This is a genomic window from Bradyrhizobium sp. 604_D8_N2_3 (genome assembly GCF_051810765.1).
GTDB classification, from domain to species: Bacteria; Pseudomonadota; Alphaproteobacteria; order Rhizobiales; family Xanthobacteraceae; genus Bradyrhizobium; species Bradyrhizobium barranii.
The window spans coordinates 870,082-886,536 of sequence record NZ_JBPWPM010000001.1; the positions used below are offsets into that span (position 1 = coordinate 870,082).

At 64.7% G+C, this 16,455-nt stretch carries 19 protein-coding genes; 11 read left to right on the plus strand and 8 right to left on the minus strand.

Translation table 11 applies throughout. From position 1 onward, the window contains the following. Positions 1–10: 10 nt before the first annotated feature. Together AB7245_RS04095 and AB7245_RS04100 are read right to left on the minus strand one after the other, a co-directional pair. Positions 11–784 (minus strand): MBL fold metallo-hydrolase, encoded by a 774-nt coding sequence (locus AB7245_RS04095; protein WP_085402629.1) that lies wholly within the window; start codon positions 782–784, stop codon positions 11–13. 13 nt (positions 785–797) lie between these two features. Next, complete coding sequence (locus tag AB7245_RS04100; protein WP_085402628.1) at positions 798–1,709, minus strand: DMT family transporter; 912 nt, start codon at positions 1,707–1,709, stop codon at positions 798–800. A gap of 98 nt (positions 1,710–1,807) precedes the next feature. On the opposite strand from AB7245_RS04100, the gene AB7245_RS04105 reads away from it, so the two are divergent. Continuing rightward, positions 1,808–2,671, plus strand: a complete 864-nt coding sequence (locus AB7245_RS04105; RefSeq protein ID WP_063986047.1) for a LysR family transcriptional regulator — start codon at positions 1,808–1,810, stop codon at positions 2,669–2,671. Here the strand turns inward: AB7245_RS04105 and AB7245_RS04110 are convergent, their stop codons facing one another. From AB7245_RS04110 to AB7245_RS04130, 5 genes are all read right to left on the minus strand, one after another. After that, positions 2,672–3,238, minus strand: a complete 567-nt coding sequence (locus AB7245_RS04110; RefSeq protein WP_085402686.1) for a nucleotidyltransferase family protein — start codon at positions 3,236–3,238, stop codon at positions 2,672–2,674. Positions 3,239–3,250: 12 nt separating this feature from the next. Next, positions 3,251–3,592, minus strand: a complete 342-nt coding sequence (locus tag AB7245_RS04115; protein WP_085402627.1) for an MmcQ/YjbR family DNA-binding protein — start codon at positions 3,590–3,592, stop codon at positions 3,251–3,253. 9 nt (positions 3,593–3,601) lie between these two features. Continuing rightward, positions 3,602–4,378, minus strand: a complete 777-nt coding sequence (gene lepB, locus AB7245_RS04120) for a signal peptidase I (protein ID WP_085402626.1) — start codon at positions 4,376–4,378, stop codon at positions 3,602–3,604. Further along, a complete protein-coding gene (tldD, locus tag AB7245_RS04125; RefSeq protein WP_085402685.1) occupies positions 4,375–5,802 on the minus strand; it encodes a metalloprotease TldD in 1,428 nt (475 codons plus the stop codon). The genes lepB and tldD overlap by 4 nt, the downstream gene beginning before the upstream one ends. A gap of 120 nt (positions 5,803–5,922) precedes the next feature. Further along, positions 5,923–6,456: an invasion associated locus B family protein gene (locus AB7245_RS04130; RefSeq protein ID WP_085402684.1), complete on the minus strand. Its 534-nt coding sequence runs from the start codon at positions 6,454–6,456 to the stop codon at positions 5,923–5,925. A 447-nt stretch (positions 6,457–6,903) separates the two neighbouring features. On the opposite strand from AB7245_RS04130, the gene coxB reads away from it, so the two are divergent. The 9 genes from coxB (at position 6,904) to AB7245_RS04175 (ending at position 14,101) form a co-directional block, all read left to right on the plus strand. Further along, positions 6,904–7,743, plus strand: coding sequence for a cytochrome c oxidase subunit II (gene coxB, locus AB7245_RS04135; RefSeq protein WP_063980764.1), 840 nt, complete (start codon positions 6,904–6,906; stop codon positions 7,741–7,743). Positions 7,744–7,830: 87 nt separating this feature from the next. After that, positions 7,831–9,456 (plus strand): cytochrome c oxidase subunit I, encoded by a 1,626-nt coding sequence (ctaD, locus tag AB7245_RS04140; RefSeq protein WP_085402625.1) that lies wholly within the window; start codon positions 7,831–7,833, stop codon positions 9,454–9,456. Between the two features lie 61 nt (positions 9,457–9,517). Further along, positions 9,518–10,462 carry a heme o synthase gene (locus AB7245_RS04145; RefSeq protein WP_085402624.1) on the plus strand — a complete coding sequence of 315 codons (945 nt, stop codon included), beginning with the start codon at positions 9,518–9,520 and terminating at the stop codon, positions 10,460–10,462. Then, a complete protein-coding gene (locus tag AB7245_RS04150; protein WP_014498510.1) occupies positions 10,459–10,635 on the plus strand; it encodes a hypothetical protein in 177 nt (58 codons plus the stop codon). Before AB7245_RS04145 ends, AB7245_RS04150 begins: the two co-directional genes overlap by 4 nt. Positions 10,636–10,640: 5 nt before the next feature. Further along, positions 10,641–11,291, plus strand: coding sequence for a cytochrome c oxidase assembly protein (locus tag AB7245_RS04155; protein WP_028151626.1), 651 nt, complete (start codon positions 10,641–10,643; stop codon positions 11,289–11,291). 79 nt (positions 11,292–11,370) lie between these two features. Further along, positions 11,371–12,267, plus strand: a complete 897-nt coding sequence (locus AB7245_RS04160; RefSeq protein WP_085402623.1) for a cytochrome c oxidase subunit 3 — start codon at positions 11,371–11,373, stop codon at positions 12,265–12,267. 199 nt (positions 12,268–12,466) lie between these two features. Next, positions 12,467–12,868 (plus strand): DUF983 domain-containing protein, encoded by a 402-nt coding sequence (locus tag AB7245_RS04165; RefSeq protein ID WP_085402622.1) that lies wholly within the window; start codon positions 12,467–12,469, stop codon positions 12,866–12,868. Continuing rightward, on the plus strand, positions 12,865–13,617 hold the full coding sequence (locus tag AB7245_RS04170) for an SURF1 family protein (RefSeq protein WP_085402621.1): 753 nt from the start codon (positions 12,865–12,867) through the stop codon (positions 13,615–13,617). The genes AB7245_RS04165 and AB7245_RS04170 overlap by 4 nt, the downstream gene beginning before the upstream one ends. 118 nt (positions 13,618–13,735) lie before the next feature. Continuing rightward, positions 13,736–14,101 carry a nuclear transport factor 2 family protein gene (locus tag AB7245_RS04175; protein WP_085402620.1) on the plus strand — a complete coding sequence of 122 codons (366 nt, stop codon included), beginning with the start codon at positions 13,736–13,738 and terminating at the stop codon, positions 14,099–14,101. Here the strand turns inward: AB7245_RS04175 and AB7245_RS04180 are convergent, their stop codons facing one another. Continuing rightward, a complete protein-coding gene (locus AB7245_RS04180; RefSeq protein ID WP_085402619.1) occupies positions 14,102–15,433 on the minus strand; it encodes a histidine kinase in 1,332 nt (443 codons plus the stop codon). A gap of 86 nt (positions 15,434–15,519) precedes the next feature. Here AB7245_RS04180 and AB7245_RS04185 point away from each other — a divergent pair, with 86 nt between their 5' ends. Beyond that, positions 15,520–16,164 (plus strand): response regulator transcription factor, encoded by a 645-nt coding sequence (locus AB7245_RS04185; protein WP_014498503.1) that lies wholly within the window; start codon positions 15,520–15,522, stop codon positions 16,162–16,164. Positions 16,165–16,455: the final 291 nt, after the last annotated feature.

A 16,455-nucleotide genomic window follows, 5' to 3' on the forward strand; every position in this document is an offset into this window, starting at 1 on the left:
TGGGGCGCGATCACGGCGCCTCAACCACCGTCGGCAGGCCCGGCTCCAGCAATCGCAACCGGGTCCCGAAGCCGAGCACATCAAAGGTCTTGCGCAGATCCTCGCCGTCCTGGCGGAAATGCGCCCAGCCCTCGGTATGCAAGGGCACGATCATCGCATCCGGAAAGGCGCGCGCCGTCTCGATGGTGTCGTTGGTGTCCATGGTGAGATGGAACGGCCCGCGCGTTTGCGCCGCGCCCGCGAACGGCAGCACCACGCCGCATTTGAAGCGGCGCGCGACCTCGGCGACGCCGTCGAACCAGGTGGTGTCGCCGCTGATGTAGACGTCGCTCGTGTCCGTGCGGCTCGAGGACACCACGAAGCCGATGACGTCGCCCGACAGCGGCTCGATGCCGGCGGGGCCGTGGCGCGCGGGCGTCGCGGTGATCGTCAGCGTGTTGCCGTCACGGTCCTTCAGATGCGAGGTCGCCCAGGGCGCGAGGCCCTCGACATGACCGCCCAGGCGTTCTGCGCCGGCCTCGGTCGTCAGCACGCGCTTTGCGTGTTTGAGAAACGCGCGGCCGGAATTGTCGAGATTGTCAGAGTGCTGGTCGTGGCTGAGCAGGACCGCATCGATCGGGCCGATCGCGTCGGCCTTCAGTGCGGGACCGATTGTCTTCTCCAGCGTCACATGCGGCAGCTGATAGGCGCCCGGCGCATCGAAGGTCGGATCGGTGAGCAGGCGGAACCCGTCGATCTCGATCAGCGCAGTGGGGCCGCCGATCAGGGTGATGGAAATGGGCATCAGAAAACTCCTCTTACGCGACGGGCTTTGCGGGGCGCGTCACCAGGTAAATTCCGAGCGCGACCGGGATGATGCCGAGCAGGTCGCGGGCCTCGACATGCTCGCCGAGCACGATGTAGGCGAACAGCATGCCGAGCGGCGGCATCAGGAAATGATAGGCGCTCGCAGCCGTTGCGCCACACACTTTCAGGAGATGAAACCAGAGCCAGTAGGCGAGGATCGAGCCACCGAGCACGAGGAAGGCGAAGGCGCCGACCAGGCCCGGGGTGAAATCGATTGCGTGGACGTCGGCAAAGGTGAACGCGACCGGCGTCAGCACGATGCCGGCGGCGAGGTTCTGCACGCCGTTGCCGATCCACAGGCTTCCCTTCGGCGCGAGCAGCTTGAACAGAATCGTGCCGGCGACGATGGAGGCGAGTGAGGCCAGGGTGAAGACGATGCCGTGCAGGGAGTCGGTGCCGACCGACAGGCGATGCCAGACGATCAGGGTGACGCCGATGATGCCGAGCAGGAGACCGCCCGCCTTGCGCCAGGTCATGCCTTCGCCAAGCAGCAACGCAGCGAGCGCCGCCGTGAAGACCGGATTGGCCGAGACGATCAGGCCGCCGAGGCCGGCGGAGACCGATTGCAGGCCGGTGTAGCCGAGCCCGAGATAGAGCGCGTTGTTGGCGATGCCGAGCACGGCGAAGATCGCGACATCGCGCCAGGACAAGGACCAGCCATCACCGCGGATCAGCGTCGCACCGAGGATCAAAATGCCGGCGAGCGAGAAGCGCGCGGCGAGCAGGATCAGCGGCGGGCAATGGGTGACGCCGATCTTGCCGGCGACGAAGGCATAGCTCCAGAGCAGGCAAAACAGTCCGATGGCGAGCGGCAGCGTGTTGAACCGGCTGCGGGGCGCGGGAATAGATGTGGCGAGCGACATGAGGGCATTCTCCTGAGCCCTCGATCTAGGGAGACGGCTTGTCATTTGGAAATTAAATGATTAACTTCCGATCAGTGGATTTTCGAATGGAGGCGGCCATGCTCGACCTGGAGCTCCTGCGCAGCTTCGTCTCGGTGGTCGAGGCCGGCGGCTTCACCCGCGCCGGCGAGCGCGTCCACCGCACGCAATCGACCGTCAGCCAGCAGATCAAGCGGCTGGAGGAGGACGTCGGCCAGGTGCTCTTGCACCGTGACGGCAAGGACGTGCGCCCCACCGAGGCCGGCGAGCGGTTGCTGTCCTATGCGCGGCGGCTGCTCACGCTCGCCGAGGAGGCGCGCGACGTGCTGCGCGAGCCCGACAGTGAAGGCGCGATCCGGCTCGGCATCCCCGAGGATTTTGCGGCGTACCGGCTGGCAAAACTGCTCGGCGCCTTCTCGCGCTCACATCCGGGTCTGCGAATGGATGTGCGCGCCGACCAGAGCAAGAACCTGTCCCGCGACCTCGAACGCGGCGAGCTCGACCTGGCGCTGTTCAAGCGTGAGGCCGGCGCGAAAGGCGCTATCGCGGTGTGGCCGGAGCGGGTGCACTGGGTCACCAGCAAGAGCCATCCGGTCGACGTCAACGCCTCGTCGGTGCCGCTGATCGGATTTCCGCTCGGCTGTCTCTATCGCGCCGGCGCCATCCACGCACTGGAAAGCGCGGGCCGCGCCTGGCACATGTCTTACTCGTCATCGAGTCTCGCGGGCATCCAGGCTGCGGTCGCCGCGGGCATGGGCTTAAGCATCTTGTCGGAGATGTCGATCCAGTCCGACCACCGCGTGCTGACGGCCAAGGACGGATTTGAGCCGATCAACCGGACCGAAGTGGCGCTGATGGCCTCGCCCGGTGCCAGCCCCGCGACGCTGCGGTTGGCGGATCGGCTCGCAGAGTTCTGCGACAATGTACAGGCCAAGGCGGCGTGATCACTCCGCGGCAATCACTGTGAGTTCCGGCCACAACGCCTTCCATCGCGCGGCCTTCACCGCGTAACTTGCCGCAGAGAAGTTCGGACCCGGATTGGGCCGCGCGATCAATCCGGTTATGTCGTCGAAGCCGTGCGGCGCGTAGACCTCAAAGCTGTCGCCAGCGTGCCTCACACCGACTTGCGTGTTCTGGGTGAGGAAACGGTCGATGCCGTCGGTCGAGCAGGTTAGAGGCGGATAGGGCAGGCCGTGCTTGCCGGGATACCAAAGGTGCACGCGCGCCTGGTTGCGGGTCTCGATCTTGACGCCGAGATGCGAGAGCCGCGCGTGCAGCGTGCGGATCACCGTGTCCTCCGCCTCCCATGAGGTGTCAGGATCGAAATAGAACACGTCGTAATCGGCGATGCCATGATCGACCGCGCGGTCCGTGAGTACGTTCCACGCCGTCTGCACCAGGCACCCCGACACAAGCCACGCATCGGGAAGCGCGAGCGAGGCGAGCTCGCCGATGATTGCAACATTGACCGGGTTCTTCAGCGCCAGCGTGAGGAAGCGGTCGCGATCCATCGCGGCCATCATTCACGCGCTGGCATCGTACGCCGCGCGTGCCGTCTTCGAGGCGAGGCCACGCCAGCGCCGCCGCAGGAACGGCTCGACGATCGCGCGCTTCGCCTTGGACAGGCGGATCAGCACGATCGGATAGTCGGCGTAGTGATCGGTGAAATAGAAGATTTTTGGCTGGCTCCCGACCAGCATGGCGCGCTCGTCGATCGGGACATCCGGCATCACCAGACTGTCGCCGTCCTCCTTCAGACGCACCAGCATGTTCTTGCGCACTTTCAGTGCCGGCGTGCCGTAGGAGGTGCCGTCCTCGACCTCCGGCCACGTCAGCGCAAGTTTTCTGACGTCGTCGAAGGTCACGAGATCAGCTCAGTGCACGGCGGTGAAGAATCGCGCGAGCCGGAAGCCGGAGAGCCAGGTCCACACCGGCTGGCCGCGCATGCCCAGATCCCAGGAGCCGAGCACGGCATCCGCGCGTCCGACCAGATTGTCGATCGGCAGCAGGCCGACGCCGCCGGAGCGCAGGGGCACGCGGCTGTCGGCGGAATTGTCGCGGTTATCGCCGAGCACGAAGAGATGGCCGGGCGGCACCGTCACTTCAGGCGTGTTGTCGAGCGGACCGTTGTCGCGCATCTTGAAGATCAGATGCGACACGCCGTTCGGCAGCGTCTCGACATAGCGGTAGGCGGGCTCGCTGCCGCCATTGTCGTCTTCGGCAGCGCCGACACCATCCGGCTTCAGCTCGGCGGGACGGTCGTTGATGAAGAGCTGCCCCTGCCGCATCTGGATGCGGTCGCCGGGCAGACCCACGACGCGCTTGACCCAGGCCTGCGAGCGATCGCCGGGCCAGCGGAACACGACGACGTCGCCTTGCTTCGGCGTCTCCGCGAAGACGCGGCCGCTTTCGGGCAGGTTGATCTGGATCGGCAGCGACGAGGTGCCGTAGCCATAGGGGAATTTCGAGGCGAGCAGCGCATCGCCGATCAGGAGCGTCGGCTCCATCGAACCCGACGGTACGTAGAACGGCTCGGCAAGCGCGCCCTTGGCGATGAACACGGCGGCGACGATGCCGGCGAGCTGCATGAGCTGACCAGCCCAGCCGCTGCTCTTCCGCTTGGCGGTGACAGTTACCTTCTCAACGCTCATGCGCCCGTTCCACCTACAGTAATACGTTCCATCAGAAGCGACGGCTGGCCGACGCCGACGGGCACGCCCTGACCGTTCTTGCCGCAGGTGCCGATGCCGGTATCGAGCGCGAGATCGTTGCCGATCATGCGGATGCGATGCAAATCGGTCGGCCCGTTGCCGATCAGCATGGCGCCCTTCAGCGGCGCGCCAATCTTGCCGTTCTCGATCTTGTAGGCCTCGGTGCACTGAAAGACGTATTTGCCCGAGGTGATGTCGACCTGGCCGCCGCCGAAATTCGCGGCGAACACGCCGTTCTTCACGGACGCCAGGATCTCGGCCGGATCGCGGTCGCCCGCGAGCATGTAGGTGTTGGTCATGCGCGGCATCGGCACATGGGCGTAGCCCTGGCGGCGGCCGTTGCCGGTCGGCTTCATGTTCATCAGGCGCGCGTTCTGGCGGTCCTGCATGTAGCCGACCAGAATGCCGTCCTCGATCAGCACGGTGCGGTTGGTCGGCGTGCCCTCGTCGTCGATCGACAGCGAGCCGCGGCGCGAGGCAATGGTGCCGTCGTCGATCACGGTGACGCCCTTGGCCGCAACCTGCTGGCCCATCAGGCCGGCGAACGCGGACGTCTTCTTGCGGTTGAAATCGCCTTCGAGGCCATGGCCGACCGCCTCATGCAGCATCACGCCGGGCCAGCCGGCCCCGAGCACGACGTCCATCTCGCCAGCGGGGGCGGGGATCGATTCCAGATTGACCAGGGCTTCGCGCAGCGCGCCGTCGGCGGCGTCGCGCCAGTTCTTGCTCTCGATGAATTCGGCATAGCCGGCGCGGCCGCCATAGCCCTTGCTGCCGCTCTCCTGGCGATCGCCCTGTCCGGCGACGACGGAGACATTGACGCGCACGAGCGGGCGGATGTCGCGATAGCTCTCGCCGTCGGGCCGCAGGATCTCGACGACCTGCCAGGTCGCCCCCAGGCTGACGCTGACCTGCCGCACCCGCGGATCCTTGTCGCGTAAGTAAGCGTCGATCTCGGCGAGCAGCTTCACCTTGGTCTCGAAGCCCGGCGCATCAAGCGGATTGTCGTCGGCATAGAGCCGCACATTGGTGTGCGGGGGCGGGGCCGCAAAGCTGCCCGAATAGCCGCCGCGCACGGCGGCGACCGCGTCGGCGGCGCGAATCAGCGCCGGCAGCGAGACGTCGGAGGAATGGGCATAGCCGACCGCGTCGTCCTTGACGGCGCGCAGGCCAAAGCCCTGCGAGGTGTCATAGGTCGCCTGCTTCAGCCGCCCATTGTCGAACATCAGCGCTTCGGTCTGGCTGTATTCCAGGAACAATTCGCCGTCGTCGGCACCGGCAAGCCCGCGTGCGACCTCGTTGCGAACCTGGTCGCGGTCGAGATTGGCGCGGTCGAGCAGGGAGGTTGTGGCTGGATTGGTCATGCGTCCGTCCATTATCGAAAGATGTAGGGCAAGATAATGGTTTCCCGGCGGTTCCGCGAGGGTGCCAGGTGCCACATTACGAAACGATAGGATTCGCCGCGCGCGGACGCGCCTGCCGCCCTACGGCAGCTTGTCATAGCCCTCGCCGAGCCCGTTCAGGCTGAGCGGGAAGCCGATGCCTTCTTCCGGGGTCTCGAAGATGATGAAGGTCGCGGTCTTGGCGGTGCGGAGCTGGCCGAGCAGCTTGTCGTCCATGACGACCTCGGCGACGCAGCCATTGGGCAGACAGCGGACGAAGCCGGCGCGGCCGACGTCCTGGTTGTCGAGCTTCAGTCCAAGGCCGGAGGGCAGCAGCACGCCGAGCGGTGCCACCACCCGCATCAGCCGGCTCTTCTGGTCGGCGGTCTTGAGCACGATCACGGTAAGGCCGGCATTGGAGCGGTCTTCGGCCACCACGCTCTGGATCAGGGCGCATTGCTCGGTCTGGGCGCCGGGCGGGGTGTCGCAGCGGATCTGCCAGTCGCCATGGACGGAGCGCACCGCGCCCTGCGCATGGGCGAGGCCCGGGATCGCCAAGACGACGACCGCCGCCAGCAGGGCCGCCAGCATCGTGGGGCCGCTCGCCTGCCTTGCCATGCTTCTCGAAAACCCCATCGGGTCGGTCCCTCTGCTCGCCTGGGTCGCTCGCGCCTGGCGGACTGATACGGGAATGACGGCGTCTTGAAGGCAATTCGCAAGCAAATTCCGCGCCGCCAACACCGCCATCGCCCGCACGAATCAGGTTCCTGCGCGGCTGTCTGCCAGTGCCTACCGCGGGCAATGCCGCTGTCAAGCCGCGGCATCCCGGGAAACGGTATTTTTCTCTGATGTTACTAGGAAATATCTTGCGGGTGATGGCTGACAGACGGGTCTCAAGACTGCATTGCGATAGATCAAGAATTATGGTTTGAGAGGCTTGATTTCGGCGTTCTAGCGATCTGGCCCCAATTCCTCTTAGAGGTATTCTTGCGCGGCGGTTTGTCAGACGGGCGGATCGAATAAGCGTTTCCCGGAAATAGGGGGATGCACTTGGGGTGATTTCGTTAGGGGAGCGCGAACGGCATGAGGATGTCGATGGGCCATGTGGGCCGGCACTTGCTGGGATTGGCCGTGGCGGGTCTGACGCTGGCGACGGGCGGTGCGGCATACGCCGAACTCGGGCAGCCGGCGCCGTGGGAATGGACGCTCCAGCAATCCGCCTCGCCGGTGATGGACAATATCGTCTGGTTCCACAACTTTCTGTTCGTGCTGATCACGCTGATCACGCTGTTCGTTCTGGCGTTGCTGGTGATCGTGGTCATGAAGTTCAACGCGAAGGCCAATCCGGTGCCGTCGCGGACCACGCACAACACGCTGATCGAGGTGGCCTGGACGCTCGTTCCGGTGCTGATCCTGGTCGGTATCTCGGTGCCGTCGTTCCGCCTGCTGTTCCTCGAACTCGACGTGCCGAAGGCGGATTTGACCATCAAGGCCACCGGCAAGCAGTGGTACTGGTCCTATGCCTATCCTGATAACGGCAAGTTCGAGTTCGACTCGCTGATGGCCCAGGACAAGCAGCCCCGCCTGCTCGGCGTCGACAACGAGATGGTGGTGCCGGTCAACAAGGTGATTCGTGTCCAGGTCACCGGCGCGGACGTCATCCACGCCTTTGCGCTGCCGGCTTTCGGCGTCAAGATCGACGCCATTCCGGGGCGGCTGAACGAGACCTGGTTCAAGGCCACCAAGACCGGCATGTTCTACGGCCAGTGCTCTGAGCTCTGCGGCAAGGACCACGCCTTCATGCCGATCGCGATTCGCGTCGTGGAGGACAAGGACTTCGCCTCCTGGGTCGAAACGGCAAAGAAGAAATATGCGAGCGGCGGCACCAGCACTTTCGCCTCCGCGGCCGGCCCGACGCAGTAAGCGCCGGGCGAAGGCTCGAGGGACAGAAAGCGACATAAAGGGCGGGACCGCAGAAGGTCCGAACGGGACGCAAGGCAGGATTTGAAAATGGCAACGAGCGCAGCGGCACACGGCGATCACGCGCAAGACCACGGACATGACGAGCACGCCCATCCGACCGGATGGCGGCGCTATGTCTATTCGACCAACCACAAGGACATCGGTACGATGTACCTGATCTTCGCGGTCATCGCCGGCGTCATCGGTGCCGCGATGTCGATCGCGATCCGTGCCGAGCTGATGTATCCGGGCGTGCAGATCTTCCACGAAACGCACACCTATAATGTGTTCGTGACCTCTCACGGCCTGATCATGATCTTCTTCATGGTCATGCCCGCGATGATCGGCGGCTTCGGCAACTGGTTCGTGCCGCTGATGATCGGCGCGCCCGACATGGCGTTCCCGCGCATGAACAACATCTCGTTCTGGCTGCTGCCGGCCTCCTTCGCGCTGCTGCTGATGTCGACCTTCGTCGAGGGCGAGCCGGGTGCCAACGGCGTCGGCGCCGGCTGGACCATGTATGTGCCGCTGTCGAGCTCCGGCCATCCGGGCCCGGCCGTCGACTTCGCGATCCTGTCGCTGCATCTGGCGGGCGCCTCGTCGATTCTCGGCGCCATCAACTTCATCACCACGATCTTCAACATGCGCGCGCCGGGCATGACCCTGCACAAGATGCCGCTGTTCGTGTGGTCGATCCTGGTGACGGTGTTCCTGCTGCTGTTGTCGCTGCCGGTGCTCGCCGGTGCGATCACCATGCTGCTCACCGACCGCAATTTCGGCACGACGTTCTTCGCGCCGGACGGCGGCGGCGATCCCGTGCTGTTCCAGCATCTGTTCTGGTTCTTCGGTCACCCCGAAGTGTACATCCTGATCCTGCCCGCCTTCGGCATGGTCAGCCAGATCGTCTCGACCTTCTCTCGCAAGCCCGTGTTCGGCTATCTCGGCATGGCCTACGCCATGGTCGCGATCGGCGGCATCGGCTTCGTGGTCTGGGCGCACCACATGTACACGGTCGGCATGTCCTCGGCGACGCAGGCCTATTTCGTCGCCGCGACGATGGTCATCGCGGTTCCGACCGGCGTGAAGATCTTCTCGTGGATCGCCACGATGTGGGGCGGCTCGATCGAGTTCCGTGCGCCGATGATCTGGGCGGTGGGCTTCATCTTCCTGTTCACGGTCGGCGGCGTCACCGGCGTCGTGCTGGCGAATGCCGGCGTCGATCGCGTGCTCCAGGAGACCTACTACGTCGTCGCGCACTTCCATTACGTGCTGTCGCTCGGTGCGGTGTTCGGGATCTTTGCCGGCTGGTACTACTGGTTCCCGAAGATGTCGGGCTACATGTACAATGAGGGGCTGGCCAAGGCGCATTTCTGGGTCACCTTCATCGGTGTGAACCTTGTGTTCTTCCCGCAGCACTTCCTCGGCCTGTCGGGCATGCCGCGCCGCTACGTCGACTATCCCGACGCGTTCGCCGGCTGGAACCTGGTCTCCTCGGTCGGCTCCTACATCTCCGGCTTCGGCGTGCTGATCTTCCTCTACTGCGTGTTCGACGCCTTCGCGAAAAAGGTGCCGGCTGGCGACAATCCGTGGGGTGCGGGCGCGACCACGCTGGAATGGACGCTGCCCTCGCCGCCGCCGTTCCATCAGTTCGAAGTGCTGCCCCGCGTGCAGTAAACCAACGCTCGCGGCGCCCGTGACGGGCGCCGCGGCTCTTTAGCGAAGCGAGTCAAAACTAGTGTCCGTCCTCGACCATAACGCCATCGACATCGATCCCCGCATCTCCGAAGCGGACGTGGGCGACTACATTGCGCTGCTCAAACCGCGGGTGATGTCGCTGGTGATCTTCACCGCGCTGGTCGGACTGGCGATGGCGCCCGGGCATTTCCACCCGGTGCTGGCCATCACCTCGCTGCTCTGCATCGCGGTCGGTGCCGGCGCTTCCGGAGCGCTCAACATGGCGCTCGAAGGCGATATCGACGCCAAGATGTCGCGCACGGCAAACCGGCCGATTCCGCGCGGCCGCATCACCCGTCCCGAGGCGATGGCGTTCGGCATGACGCTCGCCTTCTTCTCGGTGATGACGCTCGGCATCCTCGTCAACTGGATCGCGGGCGCGCTGCTCGCCTTCACCATCTTCTTCTACGTCGTGATCTACACGATGATCCTGAAGCGCCGGACCGCACAGAACATCGTAATCGGAGGCGCCGCTGGTGCGCTGCCGCCAGTGGTGGCGTGGGCCGCGGTCACGGGCACCGTCGACGTCGAGCCGCTGCTGCTGTTCGCCATCATCTTCTTCTGGACGCCGCCGCACTTCTGGGCGCTGGCGCTGTTCCGCTCCGACGACTATGCGCGTGCCGGCATTCCGATGCTGCCCAACGTCGCCGGTCCCGACGCGACGCGGCTTCAGATCCTGCTCTACACCATCGTGCTGATCGCGGTCGCCGCCGCCCCGTGGGCGCTCGGCTATTTCGACGCCATCTACGGCATCGTCTCGCTGATCCTCGGCGCCGGCATGCTTGTGCTCGCGATCAACGTCTATATGCGCCGCGAGCGCAGCCAATCGCTGCGCGCGACCCGCAAGCTGTTCGCCTTCTCCATCCTTTATCTGTTCGCACTGTTTGCGACCCTGCTGGCCGAAGTCGTGTTCCGGGCGCTTGCTCCGATGGTAGGGGGCGCATGATCGCTGGAATGGCCGACAAACCTGAGATGAATGGAATCGTCCTCACGGAGGCGCAGAAGAAGAGCCGCCGCCAGCGCTCGATCGCGATCGCGCTCGCGCTCGGCGTGCTCGTGGTGCTGTTCTTCGCCGTCACCATCGTCAAGGGACCGGCAGTACTCGTCCGGCCGATGTAGGAAACATGGATCGAGAGCCCACCATATCGCGGGATCAGAGCCGGACAGCTAGGCAGGGGCGGGGGCCTTCCAAGGGTCTTGGCCGCGACGTGCTGGTCGCCTCGATCTGCGGCGGCGTGGTGGCGCTGATGGTCGGTGCCTCCTACGCGGCGGTGCCGTTCTACAACTGGTTCTGCCGCGCCACCGGCTTCAACGGCACGACGCAGGTTGCGACCTCGGCGCCGGCCACCGGCCCGATCGCGCGGAAGATCGCGGTGCGCTTCGATTCCAACGTCGCGCCCGGCCTGCCCTGGAAGTTCGAGCCGGAGCAGAGCGAGATCGAGGTCAATATCGGCCAGGTCGTGACCGTCTTTTACACCGTGACCAACCAGGCCGCGCGCACCACCGCGGGCCAGGCGGCCTACAACGTCGCGCCCCTGACGGTCGGCTCCTACTTCCAGAAGATCAACTGCTTCTGCTTCACCGAACAGACCATGGCGCCGGGCGAGAAGCGCGAGATGCCGGTCGTGTTCTACGTCGATCCGTCGATCGCCGACGATCACGAGAACGACGGGCTGAACACGATCACGTTGTCCTACACGTTCTATCCGGTGCGCGATCCCGTGGTGAAGCCGCTGGCGTCGGGCGAGGACGACAAACGCAAGGGAAATCTCTGACCGCCGGGCTCATGCCGCGGGGGTCGGACACAAGGGGATAAGTGCCGGACAGGCACGGGATTGAGGAGAGAGACCGCAAATGGCAACGGCGCACACCAAGCATCACGACTACCACCTGGTGGATCCCTCCCCGTGGCCCGTCGTCGGCTCCATCTCGGCCTTCGTCATGGCGGTCGGCGCGATCACCTGGATGCACCACATGTTCTCGGCCGCGCCGATCATCTTCGGTGCCGGCACCGTCGGCGTGATCTACACCATGGTGAGCTGGTGGGGCGATGTGATCAGGGAAGCCCAGTACAAGGGCGATCACACCCGCGTCGTGCAGCTGCATCACCGCTACGGCATGATCCTGTTCATCGCCTCCGAGGTGATGTTCTTCGTCGCCTGGTTCTGGGCCTATTTCAACGCGGCGCTGTTCCCGGCCGACGCCGTCCACGCCACACGCGACGCCGTGTTCGGCTGCGGTCTCGGCACCGCGGCTGGCGCCTGCGCCGTGCCCGGCACCTGGCCGCCGCATGGCATCGAGACCTTCGATCCCTGGCATCTGCCGCTCCTGAACACGCTGATCCTGCTGACGTCGGGCACCACCGTGACCTGGGCGCACCACGCGTTGCTCGAGAACGATCGCCAGGGCCTGAAATACGGCCTGATCCTCACCGTCGTGCTCGGCGCGCTCTTCACCTGCGTGCAGGCCTATGAGTACAGCCACGCGGCGTTCTCGTTCGGCGGCAACGTCTATGGCGCGACCTTCTTCATGGCGACCGGCTTCCACGGTTTCCATGTGCTGGTCGGCACCATCTTCCTGCTGGTCTGCCTGTTCCGCGCCTATGCCGGCCACTTCACCCCGACACAGCACCTCGGCTTCGAGTTCGCCGCCTGGTACTGGCACTTCGTCGACGTGGTCTGGCTGTTCCTGTTCCTCTGCATCTATGTGTGGGGACACGGCGCCGAGACCATGGCCCACGGCGCGCACTGAGCCGCATTGGACCGATCAGAAAGGGCGGCCGCAGGGCCGCCCTTTCGCTTTTGGGCCGCCGGAAGCTTGGCGGAAACCGTGATTGAGCGTTTTCGAGCGAAGTGGATACCGGTTCGCGTGAAGAGAACGCGTCAAAACAAGAGTCTGGAGCTTCGGTTCTGATTCAATCAGAACCGATAATGCTCTAGAGTCCGTCATCATGAACGATACCACCGGCCCATCCGAGCCCGAGACGACCGTCCTGCAAAGCGCGCTGCGCGGGCTTGCCTGCAAGTGCCCGCGCTGCGGCCAGGGCAAGCTCTATGCGGGTTTCCTGACGCTCGCGCCCAGCTGCGACCGCTGCGGCCTCGACTATGCCTTCATCGACACCGGCGACGGTCCTGCGATCTTCATCATCATGCTGGCCGGCGGGATCGTCGTTGCGTGCGCGCTGATCGTCGAGGTCAAATACCAGCCGCCGTACTGGCTGCATGCCGCGCTGTGGCTGCCGCTGATCCTCGTGACCACGCTCTTGCCGCTGCGCGCGATGAAGTCGCTGCTGATCGCGCTGCAATTCCACCACAAGGCGGCGCCGGGCCGGCTGGTCGACCGCGCGAAATGAACGAGACCGCGCGCAAGCCCCGCGTGGCCGGCTTCGCGCTGTTCACGCTTTTCCTGGCCGCCGTCTTGGTCGCGCTCGGCGTCTGGCAATTGCAGCGCCGCGTCGCGAAACATCAGTTGATCGCCGCATTGACCGAGCGTCTCGCGGCGGCACCTGTTGCGTTGCCGCCGCCGTCGCAATGGAGCACGCTGACGCCGGAGCGGGACGAATTCCGTCGGGTCACATTTACGGCGACCTACGAGTCCCGTCTGGATGCGATGGTCTACAGTTCCGGCTCCGCCATCCGCTCCGACATTTCCGGCCCCGGCACCTGGGCTTTCCTTCCCGCACGGCTGCCTGGCGGCGATATGGTCGCGGTCAACGCGGGCTTCGTGCCGAACACCCAACAGGACCGCGCCCTGCAGGATCGGGCGGTCGCGCGACTCATTACCAACAAGCCGGCGATGTTGACCGGCTACGTCCGTTTCCCCGAAACAGCCAGCGTGCTGATGCCTGACGCTGAGCGTGACAAACGGCTGTGGTTCACCCGCGATCATCTCGCCATGTCCCGGGCGCTCGGCTGGGGCACGGTCGCACCGTTCTACGTCGATCTCGAGCAACCCGTCCCCGAGAACGGCATTCCGCGTCCCGGCCCGCTCGACGTCCATCTGAAGGACGATCATCTGCAATACGCCATCACCTGGTTCGCGCTCGCCGGCGCGGTGCTGATCGCATTCGGGGTCTGGGCGAGGGGGCGGCGTCCGGCCTGAAAATTTCCGTAGGCTCCCGGAGGGAACCCGGTATCGCCCGGGGTTTATTATTCAGGACATATTCACGAGGGTGGTCCTAAGCCGCACGCAAATTTTTCGCGGCAGACAGGATTTTGGTGTGAGCGATTTCGACCAGATGGGAATTGTCGTCGACTGGGTGGACGCCTGCCGGAAGGGCGACCTCGCGACGCTCCTCGATCTCTATGCGGACGACGCCCGGGTCGAATGCATGTGCAACGGCAAGCGACATTATCGCGGGCGGCGCGAGCTCGAAACCTACTGGGGACCGCGGCTCAGCACCTTCTCGTCGGCAGGCTTCGGTCTGGAGGAGATCAATCCAGTGCCGCATGGCATCGATCTCGAATATTCCGTCGCGGGCTCGCTGCGTATCCACGCCTCGTTTCGCTTCAGTCCCGAAGGCAAGATCTACAGCACCATGTGCGAGCCGGCGGAGCAGACTCCGCATGCCGATGGTGCGTGCTAGCTAGCCGGCAGCCGGCTCGTCCCGCGCCGTCTCGACCGGCAGGCGACAGCGTACATAGGTGCGCTCGTCGGCGCGCAGCAGTGACAGCGATCCGCTGAGCGCGCGCACGCGCTCGTGCATGCCCGTCAGGCCGCGGCCGAAGACGTTGTCGGCGGGAAAGCCGCCGCCGTCGTCGGAGATCTCAATCGTGAGCACCTTGCCGGCCATGGTCGCCAGCACATGGACATTGTTCGCCCCGGCGTGGCGCAGCACGTTGGTCAGCGCCTCCTGGATCAGGCGATAGACGGTCTGGGCCAGCGGTCGGTCGATCTCGTTCAGGCCAGGATCGATCGTGGCCGTCAGGCTGATATGCGGCGCCTGTCTGCGAAAGTTCTGGAGCAGCGTCTGCACGCTGGTCTTGAGCCCCAATTCCTCGATGTAAAGCGGCCGCAGCCGGTCGAGGATGCGGCGGTTGGTCTGCTGGAGCGCTTCGACAGATCGCATCACCTCCTGCGCCGGGTTGCCGAGATTTCCCGAGGCCTCGCTCAGCGCGATCGTGCTGGCGCGGATGCCGAACAATAGCGGTCCGAGCTCGTCGTGCAGCTCGCGCGCGAGATCGCGCCGCTCGTCGTCCTGGAGCGACACCAGGCGGTGCAGCAGGTCGCGATTATCCTGACTCAATTGCGCGAGCGTCATCGCCAGCGCATTGGCTTCCTCGCAGCTCTGCCGGATCTCCTGCGGTCCTGCGACCGGGATAGGCGTTGCATAATCGCCGCGCCGGATTCGCGTGAGGCCCGCGCCGAGATCTTGCAGGGGACGCAGCACCGATCCCGCAAAGAGATAGGCAATTGTCCCAGTCAGCATCATCAGCACGGCGATGAGGCTCGTCAGCGCCAGGAAGCCGATCCATTTCTCGAACAGATCGGCTGACAGGTCCGGCATGAACACGATGTCGCCGACGCGCCTGCCGTCGATGATGACGGGAGATGCTGCGTCCATCTCCGGGATGGCGATCAGGTCCACGAACCAATGCGGCACGCCATGCAGATCACGCAGGCTGTCCTTTGGAGAGGGGGCGGGACCTGCTTCCACTGAACGGAATTGAATATCCGAGGAGCTGTCCAAAGAATGGACAAATGCATCGAGTATCTTCCGCGGGTCGTCCGAGGCCTTCAGGCTGTTGTTGAGGGCCTCGGCGACCGTCCGGGTCGAGCGTCGGCCCGGCTCATTCTCGTCGGCAAGCTGCCCCGTCGCGAAGCTCTGGAGCAGCACGCCGCCCATGACCAGTGCGGCGAGGAAGCTCAAGCCGAGCGGAAGAAACAATTGTGTTCTGAATGAGAGCCGCTGCCACATTAGGTCAATTCTAACGCGCATTGACGGGATTTGCTCTTTCCATTTGTTCCCGTCGGTCTATGAGTCGAAAAACAAGAGAGCGCGCGATGCAAGATACCGCCAAACCGGCGACCCGAGTTCTGATCGTCGACGACCATCCCGTGGTGCTGTCAGGATGCCGCACCCTTTTCGCGTCCGACCACTCGATCCGTATCGACGAGGCGACCGACGCCAAATCCGGGCATCGCGCCTATATCAGCAAGCGGCCCGACGTCACCGTCATCGACATCAGCCTGCCCGACGTCTCCGGCTTCGAGCTGATGCGGCGGATCCGCAAGGACGACCCTGATGCCAAGATCATCATGTTCAGCATGAACGACGATCCGGCCTTCGTGGTGCGGGCGGTCGAGCTTGGCGCGCAGGGGTATGTCTCCAAGGGCGACGATCCCCGGATTCTGCTCAAGGCGGTGCGCAAGGTGGTCGCCGGCGACAATTTCATCTCGCCGCAGCTCGCGGAGGCGGTCACGTTCTCCGGTGCGGCGATCAAGGCCAATCCGGCCTCGCAGATGACGCCGCGGGAGCTCGAGATTCTCCGCCTGCTCGGCCGTGGCGACAAGATCGTCGAGGTCGCCGAGGCGCTCGGCATCTCCTACAAGACGGTCGCCAACACCACGTCCCTGCTCAAGCAGAAGCTCGGCGCCAAGAACCATTCCGACCTGATCAGGATCGCGGTCGAAATCGGGATGAGCTGACGCCCGCGCACTTGCGGCCCGGCACCGAACCGGCTGCTCCAGGATGCAGCCGGTCCGGCCGGGCGGATCGGGTCTCGACGCTTAGCCGGGCAATGCATGGACAGCGCCGACACCATCCGCCGACACAATGGGCCGGAGTGCTATTCGTTCCTGAACCACCCGAAATTTCGGGAAAAAGCGGCAATGGTGCGCGAGCGCTCGCAGGGATGCCTTTGCGAAACTCGTAACGCGCCGGGAAAAATAGGAACATTTTCTTGCCCCCGCCGTTTTGGCTCTTGACGATTTCGTGAC